This window comes from Streptomyces sp. NPDC042364 (assembly GCF_056437585.1).
The window spans coordinates 299893-318634 of record NZ_JBWKAJ010000001.1 but is presented as its reverse complement, the minus strand read 5'-3'; the positions used below and the strand labels follow the sequence as shown (position 1 = coordinate 318634).

Annotated in this window: 19 protein-coding genes; 6 read left to right on the top strand and 13 right to left on the bottom strand. The window is 71.6% G+C overall.

Annotated features, from left to right (window positions below; genetic code table 11):
* Window positions 1-2: 2 nt before the first annotated feature.
* Entirely contained in the window at window positions 3-650 is a 648-nt protein-coding gene (locus AC067N_RS01330) for a sulfite oxidase-like oxidoreductase (RefSeq protein ID WP_478676805.1), read from the bottom strand.
* 174 nt (window positions 651-824) lie between these two features.
* Here AC067N_RS01330 and bfr point away from each other — a divergent pair, with 174 nt between their 5' ends.
* On the top strand, window positions 825-1304 hold the full coding sequence (gene bfr, locus AC067N_RS01325; RefSeq protein WP_478676804.1) for a bacterioferritin: 480 nt from the start codon (window positions 825-827) through the stop codon (window positions 1302-1304).
* 28 nt (window positions 1305-1332) lie between these two features.
* Here bfr and AC067N_RS01320 read toward each other — a convergent pair whose 3' ends face one another.
* Both AC067N_RS01320 and AC067N_RS01315 read right to left on the bottom strand, forming a co-directional pair.
* Entirely contained in the window at window positions 1333-1575 is a 243-nt protein-coding gene (locus AC067N_RS01320) for a (2Fe-2S)-binding protein (RefSeq protein ID WP_478676803.1), read from the bottom strand.
* Window positions 1576-1739: 164 nt separating this feature from the next.
* Window positions 1740-3089, bottom strand: a complete 1350-nt coding sequence (locus AC067N_RS01315) for a class II 3-deoxy-7-phosphoheptulonate synthase (protein ID WP_478676802.1) — start codon at window positions 3087-3089, stop codon at window positions 1740-1742.
* Window positions 3090-3223: 134 nt separating this feature from the next.
* Between AC067N_RS01315 and AC067N_RS01310 the strand changes: the two genes are divergently transcribed.
* On the top strand, window positions 3224-3280 hold the full coding sequence (locus AC067N_RS01310) for a trp operon leader peptide (protein ID WP_351867684.1): 57 nt from the start codon (window positions 3224-3226) through the stop codon (window positions 3278-3280).
* 122 nt (window positions 3281-3402) lie between these two features.
* On the top strand, window positions 3403-5265 hold the full coding sequence (locus AC067N_RS01305) for an anthranilate synthase family protein (RefSeq protein WP_478676801.1): 1863 nt from the start codon (window positions 3403-3405) through the stop codon (window positions 5263-5265).
* Between the two features lie 131 nt (window positions 5266-5396).
* Here the strand turns inward: AC067N_RS01305 and AC067N_RS01300 are convergent, their stop codons facing one another.
* From AC067N_RS01300 to AC067N_RS01285, 4 genes are all read right to left on the bottom strand, one after another.
* Window positions 5397-6425: a 6-phosphofructokinase gene (locus tag AC067N_RS01300; protein WP_478676800.1), complete on the bottom strand. Its 1029-nt coding sequence runs from the start codon at window positions 6423-6425 to the stop codon at window positions 5397-5399.
* 186 nt (window positions 6426-6611) lie between these two features.
* Window positions 6612-7259, bottom strand: coding sequence for a response regulator (locus AC067N_RS01295; RefSeq protein WP_478677170.1), 648 nt, complete (start codon window positions 7257-7259; stop codon window positions 6612-6614).
* A gap of 77 nt (window positions 7260-7336) precedes the next feature.
* Entirely contained in the window at window positions 7337-8581 is a 1245-nt protein-coding gene (gene macS / locus AC067N_RS01290; RefSeq protein WP_478676799.1) for a MacS family sensor histidine kinase, read from the bottom strand.
* 69 nt (window positions 8582-8650) lie between these two features.
* Window positions 8651-9442: a lysophospholipid acyltransferase family protein gene (locus AC067N_RS01285; protein WP_478676798.1), complete on the bottom strand. Its 792-nt coding sequence runs from the start codon at window positions 9440-9442 to the stop codon at window positions 8651-8653.
* Between the two features lie 196 nt (window positions 9443-9638).
* On the opposite strand from AC067N_RS01285, the gene AC067N_RS01280 reads away from it, so the two are divergent.
* Window positions 9639-10556, top strand: coding sequence for an alpha/beta hydrolase (locus tag AC067N_RS01280; protein ID WP_478676797.1), 918 nt, complete (start codon window positions 9639-9641; stop codon window positions 10554-10556).
* Window positions 10549-11259: a hypothetical protein gene (locus AC067N_RS01275; RefSeq protein WP_478676796.1), complete on the top strand. Its 711-nt coding sequence runs from the start codon at window positions 10549-10551 to the stop codon at window positions 11257-11259. Before AC067N_RS01280 ends, AC067N_RS01275 begins: the two co-directional genes overlap by 8 nt.
* A 186-nt stretch (window positions 11260-11445) precedes the next feature.
* Here AC067N_RS01275 and AC067N_RS01270 read toward each other — a convergent pair whose 3' ends face one another.
* From AC067N_RS01270 to AC067N_RS01245, 6 genes are all read right to left on the bottom strand, one after another.
* Complete coding sequence (locus tag AC067N_RS01270) at window positions 11446-12204, bottom strand: endonuclease/exonuclease/phosphatase family protein (RefSeq protein ID WP_478676795.1); 759 nt, start codon at window positions 12202-12204, stop codon at window positions 11446-11448.
* Between the two features lie 146 nt (window positions 12205-12350).
* A complete protein-coding gene (locus tag AC067N_RS01265; RefSeq protein ID WP_478676794.1) occupies window positions 12351-13304 on the bottom strand; it encodes an ROK family glucokinase in 954 nt (317 codons plus the stop codon).
* Window positions 13305-13399: 95 nt separating this feature from the next.
* The gene (locus tag AC067N_RS01260; RefSeq protein WP_478676793.1) at window positions 13400-13906 is read right to left on the bottom strand and encodes a DUF5304 domain-containing protein; all 507 of its coding nucleotides are present in this window, start codon (window positions 13904-13906) and stop codon (window positions 13400-13402) included.
* A gap of 57 nt (window positions 13907-13963) precedes the next feature.
* Entirely contained in the window at window positions 13964-15133 is a 1170-nt protein-coding gene (locus tag AC067N_RS01255; RefSeq protein WP_478676792.1) for an ArsA family ATPase, read from the bottom strand.
* A gap of 167 nt (window positions 15134-15300) precedes the next feature.
* A complete protein-coding gene (locus AC067N_RS01250; RefSeq protein ID WP_478676791.1) occupies window positions 15301-15741 on the bottom strand; it encodes an SRPBCC family protein in 441 nt (146 codons plus the stop codon).
* 83 nt (window positions 15742-15824) lie between these two features.
* Window positions 15825-16622, bottom strand: coding sequence for a metallophosphoesterase family protein (locus AC067N_RS01245; RefSeq protein ID WP_478676790.1), 798 nt, complete (start codon window positions 16620-16622; stop codon window positions 15825-15827).
* Between the two features lie 307 nt (window positions 16623-16929).
* Here AC067N_RS01245 and AC067N_RS01240 point away from each other — a divergent pair, with 307 nt between their 5' ends.
* The gene (locus tag AC067N_RS01240) at window positions 16930-18726 is read left to right on the top strand and encodes an AMP-dependent synthetase/ligase (protein WP_478676789.1); all 1797 of its coding nucleotides are present in this window, start codon (window positions 16930-16932) and stop codon (window positions 18724-18726) included.
* Window positions 18727-18742: the final 16 nt, after the last annotated feature.

Genomic DNA, 18742 nt, shown 5'->3' with positions numbered 1-18742 from the left:
GGTCAGAGTTCGGGGCCCTCCCCCGGCTCCTCCTGGTAGGAGTAGCGCTGCTCGCGCCACGGGTCGCCGATGTTGTGGTAGCCGCGCTCTTCCCAGAAGCCCCGCCGGTCGGCGGTCATGTACTCGATGCCCCGGACCCATTTGGGGCCCTTCCAGGCGTAGAGGTGGGGCACGATGAGCCGGAGGGGGAAGCCGTGCTCGGCCGTGAGGAGTTCCCCGTCCTTGTGGGTGGCGAAGATCGTGCGGTCCGAGGCGAAGTCGGTGAGCCGGAGATTGGAGCTGAAGCCGTACTCGGCCCACACCATCACATGGGTGACCTCGGCGGCCGGCGGCGCGATCTCCAGGATCGTCCGGGCGGGGATGCCGCCCCACTCCGCGCCGACCATGCTGAACTTCGTCACGCAGTGCAGATCGGCCATGACCGAGGCGTACGGCAGTGCCGTGAACTCGTCGTGCGTCCAGCTGCGCTTCTCGCGGTCCGCGGTGGCGCCGAAGACCCGGAAGTCCCACCGCTCCGGGCGGAACTTGGGTACGGGGCCGTAGTGTGTGACCGGCCAGCCGCGCTGGAGTCGCTGTCCCGGCGGAAGCTGCGGCTGTGCCGCGTTCTCAGATGCGCGATCTCCCGACTCGCGTCCCACCGGCTGACCCATGACTCCATCCTGACAGACCCCGAGTGGTGCACATGACCAGCCCCCACCGGACTCGGACATAACGGACTAAGGCTGGGCTAACTTACTAAGCTTGCACTTACTGGACGATCTGCAACGCCGGTGCGATCATCGCGACGCAACCTCCCAGTTCCCCGCTTGGAAGGAGCCTCTGCGATGCAGGGCGACCCCGAGGTCATCGAATTCCTCAACGAGCAGCTGACCGCCGAGCTGACCGCGATCAACCAGTACTTCCTGCACGCGAAGATGCAGGAGAACTTCGGCTGGACCAAGCTCGCGAAGTACACGCGGCACGAGTCGTTCGACGAGATGAAGCACGCGGAGGTACTCACCGACCGGATCCTGTTCCTGGACGGCCTGCCGAACTACCAGCGGCTGTTCCACGTCCGCGTCGGCCAGACGGTGAAGGAGATGTTCGAGGCGGACCGGCAGATCGAGGTCGAGGCGATCGACCGCCTCAAGCGCGGCATCGAGGTGATGCGGGCCAAGGGCGACATCACGTCCGCCAACATCTTCGAGTCGATCCTGGCCGACGAGGAGCACCACATCGACTACCTGGACACCCAGCTGGAGCTGCTGGAGAAGCTCGGCGAGGCGCTCTACATCGCGCAGCTGATCGAGCAGCCGGAGGGCTGAGCCCTCACCGAGGACCGCGCCGGACGGGCTAAGCGGCCTCTTCGAGTTCCCGCGCGTCGGCGAAGGCCGGCTGCCCCTGGTCGGCCGACTCGCGGCGCGGGCACGCGCCCCGGCCCAGGATCGCCTGGATACGGCGGACGCACGAACCGCAGTCCGTACCCGCCTTGCAGGCCGACGCGATCTGCCGGGGGGTGCATGCGCCGTCCGCCGCGTGCTTCTTGACCTGCTGCTCGGTGACGCCGAAGCAACTGCAGACGAACACGCGGTCCACCTCCCGCCGGGATCGATTCGTAACGCCGTCCCGATTGATCGGTGAGGCTAACCTAACCTTACCCGGCGGCCGGGAAGCGGAAAAGTGGAGTGGGGCGCGGATCGTATGTGATCCGCGCCCCACGTCATGCCCGCGTAACAGGCACACCGACTGTTGATCTGCTACTAGTCCCGGTACAGCTCCGCGACCAGGAACGCCAGGTCGAGCGACTGGCTGCGGTTGAGCCGGGGATCGCAGGCGGTCTCGTAGCGCTGGTGGAGGTCGTCGACGAAGATCTCGTCGCCGCCGCCCACGCACTCGGTCACGTCGTCGCCCGTGAGCTCCACGTGGATGCCGCCCGGGTGGGTGCCCAGGGACTTGTGGACCTCGAAGAAGCCCTTGACCTCGTCGAGCACGTCGTCGAAGCGGCGGGTCTTGTGGCCGGAGGCCGCCTCGAAGGTGTTGCCGTGCATCGGGTCGGTCACCCAGGCCACGGTCGCGCCGGAGGCCGTGACCTTCTCGACCAGCTCGGGGAGCTTGTCGCGGACCTTGTCCGCGCCCATGCGGACGATGAAGGTCAGCCGGCCGGGCTCGCGGTCGGGGTCGAGGCGCTCGATGTACTGCAGCGCGTCCTCGGCCGTGGTCGTGGGGCCGAGCTTGATCCCGATCGGGTTGCGGATCTTCGAGGCGAACTCGATGTGCGCGTGGTCCGGCTGGCGGGTGCGCTCACCGATCCACACCATGTGCGCGGAGACGTCGTACAGCTGCCCCGTGCGCGAGTCCACGCGGGTCAGCGCCGACTCGTAGTCGAGCAGCAGCGCCTCGTGCGAGGAGAAGAACTCGACGGTGCGGAACTCCTCGGGGTCGGCCCCGCAGGCGTGCATGAAGTTCAGCGCGTTGTCGATCTCGCGGGCGAGCTGCTCGTAACGCTGGCCGGACGGGGACGACCTCACGAAGTCCTGGTTCCAGGCGTGCACCTGGCGCAGGTCGGCGTAGCCGCCGGTGGTGAAGGCGCGGACCAGGTTCAGCGTGGAGGCGGAGGCGTGGTACATCCGCTTCAGGCGCTCGGGGTCCGGGATGCGGGCCGCCTCGGTGAAGTCGAAGCCGTTGACGGAGTCGCCCCGGTAGGTGGGGAGCGTCACGCCGTCGCGGGTCTCGGTCGGCTTGGAGCGCGGCTTGGAGTACTGGCCGGCGATGCGGCCCACCTTCACGACCGGCACGGAGGCCGCGTACGTGAGGACGGCGCCCATCTGGAGGAGCGTCTTCAGCTTGTTGCGGATGTGGTCCGCCGAGACGGCGTCGAATGCCTCGGCGCAGTCGCCGCCCTGGAGGAGGAACGCCTCTCCCTTGGCGACGGACGCCATCCGGGCGCGCAGCTGGTCGCACTCGCCCGCGAAGACGAGCGGCGGATACGACTCGAGCTCCGCAACGACTGCGCGCAGAGCCTCGGGGTCGGGGTACTCGGGCTGCTGCGCCGCGGGCAGGTCTCGCCAGGTGTTGCCAGCGCTCGCGCTGGACTTAGCGTTCACGGTCACGACGTCCACATTACGGGGTCGTGTCGGGCGTCCATCCCCCTGCTCATCAAGTGAGACGGACCCCGCTCGATCGGGACGGGGCCCGCGGGCGCGGCCCGTGGCGCCACCGTACCGGCTCCGGTAGGGTGCGGCGCATGTTCGCGCACTCGAACCAGAACTGGTGGTGGACCGCTCATCCGGCGGCCCGCTGACTGCGCGTAGGCACGACTTCGCGAAGGCCGCCCGAGGGGCGGCCTTCCGTGTTTCCACCGCCGGGCCGTCCCTCCTCGATCACCGCACCGATCACGCATCGATCAGCCACGAGGAGAACCCGATGGACCTGGCTCGACTCCTGCACGACCCCCGACCGTTCGCGCTGCTGCGCCGCCGCACGCCCGGCCTCCACGACCACGACACCGTGGAGGTGCTGATCGGCCCGGTCACCACCTGCGAGCGGCTCGCGGACCTCCCCGACGAGGGGCTGGCCCTCGTCCCGTTCCGGCAGATCCGCGAACGCGGCTTCGACGTCCGCGACGACGGCACGCCCCTGTCGGTGCTGGTACCGGAGGAGTCGTACGAGCTGCCGCTGGAGCGGGCCCTCGCCCAGTTGCCCGCGCACGACGTGCGGGTCGAGGAAGGCGGCTTCGACGTCGGCGACGAGGAGTACGCGCAGATCGTCGGCCGGGTGCTGCGTGAGGAGATCGGGCGGGGCGAGGGCGCCAACTTCGTGATCCGGCGGACGTACGAGGGCACGGTCCCCGGCTTCGGCCGCGCCGACGCGCTGGCGCTGTTCCGGCGGCTGCTGGAGGGCGAGCGGGGCGCGTACTGGACGTTCGTCGTGCACACCGGAGACCGGACCCTGGTCGGGGCGAGCCCCGAGGTGCATGTCCGGATGTCCGGCGGGACGGTCGTGATGAACCCGATCAGCGGCACGTACCGCTATCCGGCCGGCGGGCCGACGCCGGAGGACCTGCTGGCCTTCCTCGCCGACGGCAAGGAGATCGAGGAGCTGTCGATGGTCGTCGACGAGGAGCTCAAGATGATGTGCACGGTCGGTGACATGGGCGGGGTGGTGGTCGGGCCCCGGCTGAAGGAGATGGCGCACCTCGCGCACACCGAGTACGAGCTGCGCGGGCGCTCCTCGCTGGACGTGCGGGAGGTCCTGAGGGAGACCATGTTCGCGGCGACGGTCACCGGATCACCCGTGCAGAACGCCTGCCGCGTCATCGAGCGGCACGAGGTGGGCGGGCGCGGCTACTACGCGGGGGCGCTGGCGCTGGTGGGGCGGGACGAGGGCGGGGCGCAGACCCTGGACTCGCCGATCCTCATCAGGACCGCCGACATCGCGGCCGACGGCGGACTGAGGGTGCCGGTCGGGGCGACGCTGGTGCGGGGGTCCGATCCGGCCGGCGAGGTCGCCGAGACGCATGCCAAGGCGGCCGGGGTGCTGGCGGCGCTGGGGGTGCGGCCCGGGCGGCCGGAGCGGGAGCGGGTGCGGCCGGGGCTCGCGGAGGACCCCCGGGTGCGGGCGGCGCTGGACGGGCGGCGGGCCTCGCTGGCGCCGTTCTGGCTGCGGATGCAGGAGCGCACGGCCGAGCTGACGGGGCACGCGCTGGTGGTGGACGCGGAGGACACGTTCACCGCGATGCTCGCGCATCTGCTGCGGTCGTCGGGGCTGGAGGTGACGGTACGGCGGTACGACGAGCCGGGGCTGCGGGAGGCCGTCCTCGGGCACACCGGGGTGGTCGTGCTGGGCCCGGGGCCCGGCGATCCGGGGGACGCGGACGACCCCAAGATGCGGTTCCTGCGGGAGCTGACCGCCGAGGTGATCCGGGACCACCCGTACGGGGTGCTCGGGGTGTGTCTCGGCCACGAGCTGATCGCGGCGGAGCTGGGGCTGGAGATCGTGCGCAAGGAGGTGCCGTACCAGGGGGCGCAGACGTCGATCGACCTGTTCGGGCGGGAGGAGGTCGTCGGCTTCTACAACAGCTTCGTGGCGCGCTGCGACGACGGGACGGCCGGGGAGCTGGCCGCGCACGGGGTGGAGGTCAGCCGCGGCGGCACCGGGGAGGTGCACGCGCTGCGGGGGCCCGGGTTCGCGGGGGTGCAGTTCCATCCGGAGTCGGTGCTGACGCTGGACGGGGTGGCCGTGGTCCGGGAACTGGTGGCGGGGCTGCGGTCCCTTCGGGCGCGGTAAGCGTCGTTGGCCGGGGGCGGGGGCTGGGGCGGGCCGCAGGCCCGTCCCTTCAGGGGCGCGGGGAACCGTGCGGGAGACCACGCACCACCCGCACCCGCCGACGACACGCGAGCCCCCGGGTTCTGGCCCGCTCAGCCGAAGAAGACCCCCACCTCCGCGTACAGCGCGGGATCCACCGTCTTCAGCCGGGCCGTGGCGTCGGCGATGGGGACGCGCACGATGTCGGTGCCGCGCAGGGCGACCATCGTGCCGAAGTCGCCGTCGCGGACGGCGTCGATGGCGTGGAGCCCGAGACGGGTGGCGAGCCAGCGGTCGAAGGCGCTGGGGGTGCCGCCGCGCTGGACATGGCCGAGGACGGTCGTGCGGGCCTCCTTGCCCGTGCGCTTCTCGATCTCCTTGGCCAGCCATTCGCCGACCCCGGACAGCCGCACGTGCCCGAAGGAGTCCAGGGACTCGTCCTTCAGGACCATCTGGCCGTCCTTCGGCATCGCCCCCTCCGCCACGACCACGATCGGGGCGTACGAGGCCTTGAAGCGGGACGTCACCCAGGAGCACACCTGGTCGATGTCGAAGCGCCGCTCGGGGATCAGGATGACGTTGGCCCCGCCGGCCAGGCCGGAGTGGATGGCGATCCAACCGGCATGACGGCCCATCACCTCCACTACCAGGACGCGCATATGGGACTCGGCCGTGGTGTGCAGCCGGTCGATCGCCTCGGTGGCGATCCCCACGGCCGTGTCGAAACCGAAGGTGTAGTCCGTGGCCGACAGGTCGTTGTCGATGGTCTTCGGGACGCCCACGCAGGGCACGCCGTACTCGTCCGACAGCCGCGCGGCCACGCCCAGCGTGTCCTCGCCGCCGATGGCGACGAGCGCCTCGACCTCCTGCTTGGCGAGGTTGTCCTTGATGCGGCGGATGCCGCCGTCCTCCTTGAGCGGGTTGGTGCGCGAGGAGCCGAGGATCGTGCCGCCGCGGGGCAGGATGCCGCGCACGGCGGGGATGTCGAGGCGGACGGTGTCGTTCTCGAGCGGACCCCGCCAGCCGTCCCGGAAGCCGACGAAGTCGTAGCCGTACTCCTGAACGCCCTTGCGGACGATGCCCCGGATGACGGCGTTGAGCCCGGGGCAGTCGCCGCCTCCGGTCAGTACTCCGACCCGCATGGAAATGTCCCTTCACCGCGGTTGCCGTAAGCCTTCCGCAGCACCGTAGTGGTGACGCAGGTCACTTCGGTGTGACCGGGTAAGGGCAATTCCGGTGAATTGTCGGGTGGTTGGTTTACTCCTCGGATTGGCTTATCGCCGCATTTGCCGATCCATTCGGGTGAGACCGGCGACGGGTACGGCGGTCTACTCGTCGTCGAGGCCGCGTTCGATGGCGTACCGGACGAGCTCCACCCGGTTGTGGAGCTGGAGCTTGCCGAGGGTGTTCTGGACGTGGTTCTGGACCGTGCGGTGCGAGATGACGAGGCGTTCGGCGATCTGCTTGTAGCTCAGGCCCTTGGCGACGAGGCGGAGCACCTCGGTCTCGCGGTCGGTGAGCTGCGGCGCCTTGGGCTCGTCGGCGCCCTTGGCGGGGCCCGGCTCGGAGGCGAGTCGGCGGTACTCGCCGAGGACGAGACCGGCGAGGCCGGGGGTGAAGACGGGGTCGCCGACGGCGGTGCGGCGTACGGCGTCGATCAGTTCCTCGGTCGAGGCGGACTTCAGCAGATAGCCCGTGGCACCGGACTTCACCGCCTCCAGCACGTCCGCGTGTTCGCCGCTCGCCGACAGCACCAGCACGCGCAGGGCCGGGTTGGCGCCGACCAGCTCCTTGCAGACCTGGACGCCGGGCTTCGCGGGCAGGTTGAGGTCGAGTACGAGGACGTCGGGCGCGGCCGCCTTGGCGCGGCGCACCGCCTGCTCTCCGTCGCCCGCCGTGGCGACCACGTCGAAGCCGGACTCGGTCAGGTCGCGGGCGACGGCGTCGCGCCACATGGGATGGTCGTCGACCACCATGACCCTGATCGCGTCGCCCGGCCGCTCCCGCCCGTCGACGCCCGGCCGCTCCTGCCCGTCCAGCACGTTGTGCTCCGTCACCGTGTCTCCGCCTTCCCCCGTGTGTCCTTCGGTGCTTCCGAGGCCCTGGGTACCTTCAGTTCGACTTCCGTGCCCTGTCCCGGCACCGAGATCAGCTCGGCCGTGCCGCCGATGTCGCGCAGCCGCCCCCGGATGGACAGGGCCACCCCGAGCCGCCCCTCGCCCTCGGCCTGGGCGAGCCGCCCCTCGGGAATGCCGGGGCCGTCGTCCCGTACGGTGACGACGACCTCGTCCGGCCAGTCCTCGACCAGGATCCAGGCCCTTGCCTCCGCGCCCGCGTGCCGGCGCACATTGTCCAGGGCGGCGCCGACCGCGGCGGCCAGCTCCCGTGCGGAGTGCGGGGGCAGCTCCACCGGGCCGCCCGGCTCGGACAGGGTGATCCTCGCCCCGGCGTAGGGGGCGAGGAGGGAGCGCAGGTCCACCGGGCCGTCGTCGGACTCCGTCGCGTCCGGCTCGTCCACGGCCCGGACGAGCGCTCCCTCGGCCGCGTCCTCCGAGATCCGTGAGACCGGTACGAGGCCCCCGGAGACCAGGGTGCGCAGCGCGACCTCCTGCTCGCCGGCCATCCGGCCCAGCTCCGCGGCCTCACCGCCGAGGGCGGTGCCGCGCCGCTGGACCATGGCGAGGACCTGGAGCACGCTGTCGTGGATGTCGCGGGCGAGGCGCTCCCGCTCCCGGGTGGCGGCCTCGATCTCCAGCGCGCGGGCCAGGGTGCGCTCGGAGGCGCGGGCGACCTCGACGACGTAGCCGATCGCGATGGAGGCGACCCACACCAGCAGCACGTTGTGGACGGTGTCGCGGGTGGGGGCGCCGCGCTGGACCAGGTTGGCGACGGCGACGAGGGTGGAGGCGAAGGCCGCCCACCGCCAGCCGCCCTTGATGGCGAAGGCCAGGACGGCGCCCGCGGTCCAGATCGACGGCAGCGTCGGACCGCCGGCCTCGATCCGCGCCGGTGAGTCGGCGAGCCGGGTGAGCAGGATGCCGACGACCGCGACGGTGAGGTCGGCGGCGAGGAACCGCTTGGTGCAGCCGGCCGCGCCGGCGACCTTGGGCAGGGTCGCCAGGGTCCAGCCGGCCAGCACCACGAAGTAGGCGATCGCGAGCCAGGGCCGCTGGAACTCGCCGTACGCGCTGACGAAGAGGCCGACCGCGTAGATCACGGTCAGGACCCGGTAGCCGGTGAGCGCGCGCCACAGCGGCTGCTCGACCGACATCCTCATGACTCTCTCGCGCTTCGGCATGTGCCCGACCCCCACCCCACCCACGACGGACGCGTCGTCCGGACGCGACCGTATCCGGGAACGCGACCGCTACGAAGCCGGCCGGTCCCGGTCCGCGGCGGACTTCTCGGCCTGCTCCTTGACCGCCTGGTCCTTCTCGGCCTTGGCGAGGGCGGCCTTGGCGGCCTTGTCGGCCTCCTTCTCCGCCTTGGCCGCCTCCGCGATCTGCCGCTTGGCGGCGGTCGCGTAGATGTCGACGTACTCCTGGCCCGAGAGCTTCATGATCTCGTACATGACCTCGTCGGTCAGCGCCCGCAGGACGAAGCGGTCGTGCTCCATGCCCTGGTAGCGGCTGAAGTCGAGGGGCTTGCCGATCCGGATGCCGGGCCGCATCACCTTCGGCAGGACCTTGCCGGGCGGCTGGATCTTCTCGGTGTCGATCATCGCGACGGGGATGACGGGCGCCCCCGTGGCGAGGGCCACGCGGGCGAGGCCGCCGGGCTTGCCCCGGTAGAGACGGCCGTCGGGCGAGCGGGTGCCCTCGGGGTAGATACCGAACAGCTCACCGCGTTCGAGGACCTGGATGCCGCTCTTGATGGCGGCCTCGCCCGCGCCGCGCGCGCCGGAGCGGTCCACCGGCAGCTGGCCCACGCCCTTGAAGAAGGCCGCCGTGAGCTTGCCCTTCACCCCGGGGGTCGTGAAGTACTCGGCCTTCGCGATGAAGGTGACCTTGCGGTCGAGGACCGCGGGCAGGAAGAACGAGTCGGAGAACGAGAGGTGGTTGCTCGCCAGGATCGCCGCGCCCTCGGCCGGAATGTTCTCCAGGCCCTCCACCCAGGGCCGGAAGGTGACCTTGAGCGGTCCCCCGATGGCGACCTTCATCGCGCCGTACAACAACCGAGTGCCTCTCTGTGTTCTGAGGATCAGACCTTAACCCGGACGACTGACGTGGAGCCCGGCGCCCCGCCCTCCACGGCTTCCCGGCCGACCGAAGCCCCTGGTCGGTGTCAGTGCGGTCGCGTACGGTGAACCACACCGGACTCGTTTCACACCCTTCTCATGAACAGGAGACCGAACCGTGCCGGTCCTCCCCGGAGCCGAGCCCTACCGCCATGAGGGCGGGCAGGTCGGAGTCCTCCTCTGTCACGGCTTCACCGGTTCCCCGCAGTCGCTGCGCCCCTGGGCCCAGTACCTCGCCGAGCACGACCTGACCGTCGTCCTTCCCCTGCTGCCGGGGCATGGCACCCGCTGGGAGGACCTGCGGATCACCGGCTGGCAGGACTGGTACGCGGAGGTGGACCGCGAGCTGCGCGCCCTGCGCGAGCGCTGTGCGCGGGTCTTCGTGGCCGGGCTGTCCATGGGCGGCGCGCTGGCGCTGCGGCTGGCCGCGAAGCACGGGGACGCGGTCGACGGCGTCGTGCTCGTCAACCCGGCGAACGAGGTGCACGGCCTGGCGGCCCGCGCTCTCCCCGTGCTCCGGCACCTCGTCCCCGCCACCAGGGGGATCACCGACGACATCGCCAAGGAGGGCGTCACGGAGCTGGGGTACGACAAGGTGCCCCTGCACGCGGCGCACTCCCTGCGGACCTTCCTGCGCCTGGTCGACGGTGAACTGCCCCAGGTGACCCAGCCGTTGCTGCTGCTGCGCAGTACACGGGACCATGTGGTGCCCGCCGCCGACTCCGCGCGCGTGCTCGGCCGGGTGTCGTCCACGGACGTCACCGAGATCCTGCTGGAACACAGCCACCACGTCGCGACGTTGGACCACGACGCGGACCGCGTTTTCGAGGAGAGTCTGGCGTTCGTCACCCGCGTCGTCGGGGGCGGAGCGCCGGACGACGCCGAGGGGACCGGGGCGGAGTCCGGCGGGGATTCCGGGACGGAACCGGTGAAGGAGTCCGGGACGGAATCCGTACAGCAGTCCGGGTCGGGGTCCGCGGAGCGGTTCGGCGCGGGATCCGAGGAGCAGAGGGAAGGGACGGCCACTGGTGGCTGAGCACGACTCCGAGCGTGAGCCGGAGGAGAAGGGCGCGCCGCTCGGCGAGCGCCACGGTGACTCGCGCGGATCGGGCTCGGGCGGATCGGGTTCGGGCGGCTCGGGTGCCGCGTCCGGTGACCCGGCGGGCGAGGAGCAGCAGGTGCCGTTCGACGAGGACGCCGCCTGGCGGGCCATCGTCGCCGGGTTCGGTGAGGAGCCGCCGGACCCGCCGGGCGCCAAGCCGTTCCGTTCCGTGGAGGACCTGGCGCTGCTGGAGGCCGACCCGGAGGAGCCCTCGGACACGTCCGCCGGCGGCTCCGCCGACAGTGCCGGACCGGCGGCCCCGAAGCCACTGGGCAGCTCGGTCGCGTTCGCGCCCGGCGTGGGCGCCGGTCCACGGGACTACACGGTGTCCGACCCGGTGGGTGAGGACACCGCCGAGGACGACGACGGGGACGAGGACGAGGACGACGAGGGCCACTTCGTGCCGCCGGAGCCGCCGCCGCTGCCGGAGGCCGACGCGACCGCCAAGTTCGCCTGGCTGGGCGTGGTCGGCGGCCCGGTCCTGCTGCTGCTCGCCGTGCTGCTCGGCTGGGACATGACCTGGTGGCTGACCACCCTCGGCATCGGCGGCTTCCTCGGCGGTTTCGCCACGCTGGTGATGCGGATGAAGTCCGACGGCGAGGACGACGACGATCCGGGGCGGGGCGCGGTCGTCTGAGCCCCGCCGGCGTACGAGGGCCCGCCCTCGGAGCGTTCTCCTGAGCCCGGCGGCGTACGCGGCGCTCGGGCTGCCGCCGGGCGTCGGGGTGTCCCGGACCGGAAGGGACGCCGGCGGTGGCCGTCGGCTGAGGGTCGTCCCGCGATCCCCGGCGTCGCGCGCCCGCCGGGGATCGCGGGACGACTCTCAGGACGACGCGGCGGGTACGGTGAGGGCGGCAAGCACCGGAAGGTGGTCCGTCGCCGCCCTCAGGTCGTCCCGGCTGATCCCCGGCAGGCCGGCCGGCACACCGCAGCCGAGGACCTCGATGCCGGGCGTGGCCAGGACGGCGTCGATGCGCTGATGGGGATCGACCGGGGTGGAGGTGTACTCGCCGCCCCAGGGCGCGGTGGCCCAGCAGTCCTGGAGTGCGCCGGCCAGGCGCCGGAAGGTGCGGCCCTCCGGGCGTTCGTTGAGGTCGCCGCCCGCGACGGCGTGCTCGACGCCCATGGCGGCCAGCCGGTCGAGGAGCATGCCGCCCTGCTCGTACCGCTCGTCCTTCTGCAGGGAGAGATGGCAGGACAGGACACCGAGGCGGGCGCGGCCGAAGCGGACCACCGCCGTGGCGAAGCCCCGTCGGTGCAGGCCGGGCGTGAGGGGCAGCAGGACGTCCTCGGTGTGTTCGACGGTGGCCCGCAGACCGCACAGCAGGGCAGGACCCGAGGCGGTGGCACCGCCGGAGAGGGTGACGAGGTCACAGGCCGCGGCCAGCCGCGCGAGCTTCTTGCGCCAGCGGAAGAAGCGGGGGGCCTCCTGGACGAGGACCAGGTCGGGGGCGCAGGCCCTGATCACTCGGGCGAGGGCGTCGGTATCGTCCCGCATGGAGCGGATGTTGTAGCTGAGGACGCGGACGGTCGCCGAACCGTCGGGGTTCGTGCGGGAGTTGGGCAGCGGGTTCGTCGCCATGGGGATCAAGATACGCCGAGCACTCGGGGGTATTTGTCCGTTTGGGGCCGCGGGTGGTTCGTGGCTCGTCGCGCCCACGCGGCGGAGCCGCACATGGATACGGCCCCGCGCCCCTTCCGGGGCGCGGGGCCGCCGCCGACCGCGTGTCACATGATCGGGTCGGGTTCTCTCGCCAGGTCGGCCGCGCCCACCAGCCCGGCCTCGTTGCCCAGCCGGGCGGCGATGACCTGGGCGACCGGGCGCCAGTTGCCGCCGACCAGCCAGCGCTTGTACGACTTGCGGATGGGGTCGAGGACCAGCTCGCCCTCGTCGGACAGTCCGCCGCCCACGATGAACGCCGACGGGTCGAAGAGGGAGGCGAGGTCGGCGAGACCGGCGCCGGCCCAGCGGGCCAGCTCACGGTAGGAGTCGACGGCGACGGGGTCGCCCTGGCGGGCGGCCATGGAGATGTGCTTGCCCTCGATGCCGTCGGGGCTGCCGTCGCCGAGGCCGAGAAGGATCTCGGCGTTCTCGGGGGTGGCGTTGGCGCGCTGCTTGGCGTATCTCACCAGCGCACGCCCCGACGCGTACTGCTCCCAGCAGCCCTGGCTGCCGCAGCCGCACAGCAGGCCGTCGGGCACCATCCGGATGTGGCCGAACTCGGCGGCCACGCCGTAGTGCCCACGGCGCAGCTTGTTGCCGATGATGATGCCGCCGCCGAGGCCGGTGCCGAGAGTGATGCAGATGACGTTGCGGTGGCCCTTGCCCGCGCCGAACTTGTACTCGCCCCACGCGGCCGCGTTGGCGTCGTTCTCGACGACGACGGGCAGGCCCACGCGGGCCTCGACCTTCTCCTTCAACGGCTCGTTGCGCCAGTCGATGTTGGGGGCGAAGTAGACCGTGGAGCGCTGGCGGTCGACGTAACCGGCAGCGCCGATGCCGACACCGACGATCTCGTGTCCGGCTCGCGCGCCCTCGACGGCGGCGGCGATGGCGTCCACGATCGCCTCGGGCGTACCCGGGGTCGGCACCTTGTGGGTCGAGAGGATGTTGCCTTCCTCGTCGACCACACCGGCCGCGATCTTGGTACCGCCGATGTCGACGCCGATGGTGAGTCCCATGAATCCCTCAGTTTCGGTCGAGCCCCGCTACGGCCAACCGTACCCGAGGGCCCAGCACCGGGGCTCCCGTCGTCCGCCGGGCGGACAGCCCTGCGTCAGTCCAGGTCGATGCGTTCCCCGGGGCCCGGGCCGTCGTCCTCGTCGCGGTGTTCCCGGTGGGCGGTGTCACGGGTGGTCCAGCGGCGTTCCTGGGCCTCGACGGCGGAGCGGTACGCGGCGAGGAGTTCGTTGCCGGCGGCGGCGAGGTGGTCGAAGACGTCCGGGTTGCGTTCGATGACGGGTTCGACGGCGGCCCTGGCCTGCCGGACGACCTGGCTCACCATCTGCTGGGCCGCTCCCCCCGCCACCGCGCCGAGCAGCGGTGACTGGAGTCCGGACAGCTTGTCGGCGACGGTGTCGACCAGCTTGCGCAGCTCCTCGGCGGCCGAGCCCGGCGGCGGCCCGTACTGCGCGCGGCGGCGGGCCTTCTCCGCGGCGAGGTCCTCCTCGCACGCGGTGGCCCAGGCGTCGGCGTCCGTCGCCCGCACCTCGTACTCGTCCGCACCGGCCTGGCCGGCCGCGTCCTGACGAGCGGCATCGGACGTGGGGCGCTCTTCGCTCATGGCGGACTCCTGCCTACGTTTCGTACCTTCGACGTTACCCGAACGGGGGTATGCGGTTCACCGGGTCCGGGGCCACAAGCGGGGGTCCGGTGCGAAGCGGATCCTCAGCTCGCCGTCCCGCAGGGCGGCCCCGTCGACCGTGCAGCGGCGCAGCGCCGAGGGCAGCGGCACGATGCGCCGGAACTGCCCGGCGGTGACGACCAGCTCGTCGCCGCGTCGGATGAGGTCCAGTTCGTCGCGTGTGGCGCCGGGCAGCGGGATGTGCCAGACGAGCACGCCGTCGTCGGCGAGCCGGTCGGTGACGGGCCACTCGACCGGGGCGGGCCTGTCACCCGCAGGGGGTACGTCGAGGGCGGTGAGGTCGTCGGTGCCGCGCGGGTCGCGGCCGAGGTGGGCGACCTCCCGCACGGGGTGGGTGGCCCGCCACTCCGACAGCGTCTTGTCCTGCTGGGCGACGAGGCCCGCGAGCCAGGTGTCCGAGGTGTCCTCGGGCAGGACCCGGTTGGCGACCAGCGCGTCCACGGGGAGGCCGCGCAGGGCGAGGCCCACGCTCGCGACCCGGATGTGGTCGTCGCCGGCCGGGCCGGGCTCGGCGACCAGTCGCACGGTCGTGTCCGGGTCGTCGACGACCGCGGCGACGGCGGCCAGCTCGACGTCCCAGCGGCCGGCCGTCTCGTACAGCCACTCCGCGGGCATCGGCACCCCGGCCAGCCGGCCGAGCACCGGTCGCAGGGCGCGGGCCGCCTGGCGTTCGGCAGGCAGCAACCGCCGCAGGTAGCGGCGCAGTTCCTCCGGCAGGGCGAGCAGCGCGAGCGCCTGCGGGGCAGGCGGCAGATCGACGACGAGCAGGTCGTACGCCTCGGACAGCGCGGCGTCGCGGAGCGCGCGCAGGAGGGCCAGCTCCTCGGCGCCGGGCAGCGGGGTGAGTTCCTCGGCGTCCAGCCGGCCCGCCCCCAGCAGGTCCAGCACGGAGGCGGCGCGCTCCTGGAAGGCGACGAGGTCCTCGCGGAAGCCGGCGGCGGCGTCGGGCCGCCACGCGGTGAGCTCCGGGCCGACCCGCACGGGCTCCGCGCCGGTGGGGGTGCCCAGCACCGCCCCGAGGCTGTCCGTCCGGTCGGCGCTCAGCACGAGCGTGCGGCAGCCCTCCCGAGCCGCCGCCACCGCCGTGGCCGCGGCGACCGTCGTACGGCCACTGCCGCCTTGCCCGGTGATCAGGATGGTGCGCATGGGGCTGAACGGTAACCCACCGGGGCGGGGGCGGGGATTCCGCTCACCGCGCGAACCGGGTGCCACCGCGCCCACCCGCGACCGCGAACACACGCGCCCCGCCGCCCCGTTGGGCGCTCGAACGGCACCCTTGTCACCGTGGCGGGGCGGGCGGGTGGCCAGGCGGCTCAGGCTCCCGACTCCACCCGCTTCTTCAGCCCGGCCAGCGCCCGGTCGATGATGACCTTCTCGGCCTTCCGCTTGATCATCCCGAGCATCGGGATCTTCACGTCCACGGTCAGCTGGTACGTCACCTCGGTCACCGAGTCACTCACCGGCTTGAGGATGTACGTCCCGTCGAGCGAGCGCAGCATCTGCGACCTGACCAGCGTCCAGGACACCTCGTTCGCCCCGGTCCACGTGTACGCCAGTGTCTGGTCGTCCTTGATCGCCCCGGCGTCCATGACGAGCCGCACCTGCTCGGCGCGCCCCTGGTCGTCGGTCTTCAGGACCTCCGCCTCCTTCACCTCACCCGTCCAGTCCGGGTAGCGGGCGAAGTCGGCGATCACTCCCATGACATCGGCCGCCGCAGCCTCGATCGTGATGCTCGAACTGGTGAATTCCGCCATCGCCGTGGCTCCTCCAGAGACGGTCCGGTGAGGGAGGTGGGTGCGCACGTATGTGCAGCGTGAAGGCTACCGCGCGTGCGGACTCACCACTCCAACGCCCATGGCTTACCGCTCCCGGCGAAGTGCCCCACGTTGACGCACTCGGTCGCCCCGATCCGCATCCGCCGCGCCAGCGGCTGGTGGACGTGCCCGAACAGCGAATACCGCGGCCGGGTCCGGCGGATCGCCTCCAGCAGCGCCCGGCTCCCCCGCTCGAACCTGCGCGCGACCGTGTCGTACACCAGCTCGGGCACTTCGGGCGGGATGTGGGTGCACAGCACGTCCACCTCTCCCACGGCCTCGATCTTCGCGGCGTACTCCTCGTCGCCGATCTCGTACGGCGTGCGCATGGGGGTGCGCAGTCCGCCGCCCACGAACCCGAAGACCCACCCCCCGATCTCCACCCGCTCGCCGTCCAGCACGGTCGTGCCCCGGCCCGCGTACTCGGACCACAGTCTCGGCATGTCGACATTGCCGTAGGTGGCGTACGTCGGTTCCGGGAACGCCGCGAACAGCTCGGCGTACTGCTTGCGCACGGCCTTCTCGATCACGGCGGAGCGGTCCTGGCCGATGCCCGCCCAGAGCCGGGCGCCCAGTTCGCGGGCCTCCTCGAAGCGCCGGGCGGTGCGCAGTTCGACGAGCCGCGTGGCGTTCTCGGGGCCGAAGAGATCCGGGAAGATCCCGCGCGAGTGGTCGGCGTAGTCGAGGAAGAGGACCAGGTCGCCGAGGCACACCAGGGCGTCGGCACCCTCGCCGGCCCGGGCCAGGTCGCGCGCGTTGCCGTGCACGTCACTGACCACATGAATACGCGTCCCGCGGTTGCCGCCTCGTGTGGGTGCCATGACGATCAAGCGTAGGCGGGTGCGGCATAGGTGAACAGAGTCGATCGAACCTGCGGTTACTGGCCAGTCAGTAAGTGTGGGGATTATTGTTCCCGGAGAACCCATACGTGTGACGCGGAAAACATCTCCCCGCACCCCCCTCGCGGAGAAGCCATACCGGCGGGTAACGTCCGGGCAGTCCAGTCGTGCTCAGGTTTTCAACCAGTGAGGAACCAAGTGGGACCTGGGCACTAGCCCCAGCCTTGGACCGCACCGTCGCATCACACGCGTACGTCGTGGCGCCGGCGCCCTATGAGGAGCAGCAGTCTTGCGCGAGTTCAGCCTTCCGGCTTTGTACGAGGTCCCTGCGGACGGCAACCTGACCGACATCGTCCGCAGAAACGCCGCGCAGCATCCCGATGTCGCCGTCATCGCCCGCAAGGTGGACGGTGTCTGGCAGGACGTCGACGCGGTCCGGTTCCTCGCCGAGGTACGGGCGGCCGCGAAGGGGCTCATCGCCGCCGGAGTGCAGCCGGGCGACCGGGTCGGCCTGATGTCCCGTACGCGGTACGAGTGGACCCTGCTGGACTTCGCCATCTGGTCGGCCGGCGCGGTCACCGTGCCGGTGTACGAGACCAGTTCGCCGGAGCAGGTGGAGTGGATCCTCTCCGACTCGGGCGCCACCGCCATGATCGTGGAGCTGGACGCGCACACGGCCGCCGTGGAGTCGGTGCGCCACCGGCTGCCCGCGCTCAAGCACGTGTGGCAGATCGAGGGCGGCGGCGTCGAGGAGCTCGGGCGACTCGGCCAGGACGTCACCGACGCGGCCGTCGAGGAGCGCAGCTCGCTGGCGAAGGCGGACGACCCGGCGACGATCGTCTACACGTCCGGCACGACGGGCCGCCCGAAGGGCTGCGTCCTCACCCACCGCAGCTTCTTCGCCGAGTGCGGCAACGTCGTGGAGCGGCTGCGGCCCCTGTTCCGCACGGGCGAATGCAGTGTGCTGCTCTTCCTCCCGCTCGCGCATGTCTTCGGCCGCCTGGTGCAGATCGCGCCGATGATGGCGCCGATCAAGCTGGGCACCGTGCCGGACATCAAGAACCTCACGGACGAGCTGGCCTCCTTCCGGCCGACGCTGATCCTCGGTGTGCCGCGGGTCTTCGAGAAGGTCTACAACTCCGCCCGGGCCAAGGCGCAGGCCGACGGCAAGGGCAAGATCTTCGACAGGGCGGCGGACACGGCGATCGCGTACAGCAAGGCGCTGGACACCCCGTCGGGCCCGGCCCTCGGGCTGAAGATCAAGCACAAGGTGTTCGACAAGCTCGTCTACGGCAAGCTGCGGGCGGTGCTCGGCGGCAAGGGCGAGTACGCGATCTCCGGCGGCGCCCCGCTGGGCGAGCGCCTCGGGCACTTCTTCCGCGGCATCGGCTTCACGGTCCTGGAGGGGTACGGCCTGACGGAGTCCTGCGCGGCGACGGCGTTCAACCCCTGGGACCGGCAGAAGATCGGTACGGTCGGGCAGCCGCTGCCGGGTTCCGTCGTGCGCATCGCGGACGACGGGGAGGTGCTGCTGCACGGCGACCACCTGTTCAAGGAGTACTGGAACAACCCGGGCGCGACCGCGGAGGCGCTGGCCGACGGCTGGTTCCACACCGGTGACATCGGCACCCTCGACGAGGACGGCTATCTCCGGATCACCGGCCGCAAGAAGGAGATCATCGTCACCGCGGGCGGCAAGAACGTCGCCCCGGCCGTGATCGAGGACCGGATCCGGGCGCACGCGCTGGTCGCGGAGTGCATGGTGGTCGGCGACGGGCGTCCGTTCGTGGGCGCGCTGGTCACCATCGACGAGGAGTTCCTGGGCCGTTGGGCCGCCGAGCACGGCAAGCCGGCGGGGTCCACCGCGGCGTCGCTGAGCGCGGACGCCGATCTGAACGCGGCCATCCAGGCCGCGATCGACGACGGCAACGCCGCGGTGTCGAAGGCGGAATCGGTGCGGAAGTTCCGCATTCTCTCCTCCCAGTTCACGGAGGACTCGGGCCACCTGACGCCGTCCCTGAAGCTCAAGCGAAACGTGGTGGCGAAGGACTTCGCGGACGAGATCGAGGCGATCTACGCGAAGTAGGACGCCCCGGATGTGC

What these genes read in the sequence shown, in the direction of transcription:
- AC067N_RS01330 (WP_478676805.1), bottom strand. Translation starts at nt 650, where the DNA reads ATGGGTCAGCCGGTGGGACGCGAGTCGGGAGATCGCGCATCTGAGAAC.
- bfr (WP_478676804.1), top strand. Translation starts at nt 825, where the DNA reads ATGCAGGGCGACCCCGAGGTCATCGAATTCCTCAACGAGCAGCTGACC.
- AC067N_RS01305 (WP_478676801.1), top strand. Translation starts at nt 3,403, where the DNA reads ATGGACCTGGCTCGACTCCTGCACGACCCCCGACCGTTCGCGCTGCTG.
- AC067N_RS01300 (WP_478676800.1), bottom strand. Translation starts at nt 6,425, where the DNA reads ATGCGGGTCGGAGTACTGACCGGAGGCGGCGACTGCCCCGGGCTCAAC.
- AC067N_RS01295 (WP_478677170.1), bottom strand. Translation starts at nt 7,259, where the DNA reads ATGGTGGTCGACGACCATCCCATGTGGCGCGACGCCGTCGCCCGCGAC.
- macS (WP_478676799.1), bottom strand. Translation starts at nt 8,581, where the DNA reads ATGCCGAAGCGCGAGAGAGTCATGAGGATGTCGGTCGAGCAGCCGCTG.
- AC067N_RS01285 (WP_478676798.1), bottom strand. Translation starts at nt 9,442, where the DNA reads ATGAAGGTCGCCATCGGGGGACCGCTCAAGGTCACCTTCCGGCCCTGG.
- AC067N_RS01270 (WP_478676795.1), bottom strand. Translation starts at nt 12,204, where the DNA reads ATGGCGACGAACCCGCTGCCCAACTCCCGCACGAACCCCGACGGTTCG.
- AC067N_RS01265 (WP_478676794.1), bottom strand. Translation starts at nt 13,304, where the DNA reads ATGGGACTCACCATCGGCGTCGACATCGGCGGTACCAAGATCGCGGCC.
- AC067N_RS01260 (WP_478676793.1), bottom strand. Translation starts at nt 13,906, where the DNA reads ATGAGCGAAGAGCGCCCCACGTCCGATGCCGCTCGTCAGGACGCGGCC.
- AC067N_RS01255 (WP_478676792.1), bottom strand. Translation starts at nt 15,133, where the DNA reads ATGCGCACCATCCTGATCACCGGGCAAGGCGGCAGTGGCCGTACGACG.
- AC067N_RS01250 (WP_478676791.1), bottom strand. Translation starts at nt 15,741, where the DNA reads ATGGCGGAATTCACCAGTTCGAGCATCACGATCGAGGCTGCGGCGGCC.
- AC067N_RS01245 (WP_478676790.1), bottom strand. Translation starts at nt 16,622, where the DNA reads ATGGCACCCACACGAGGCGGCAACCGCGGGACGCGTATTCATGTGGTC.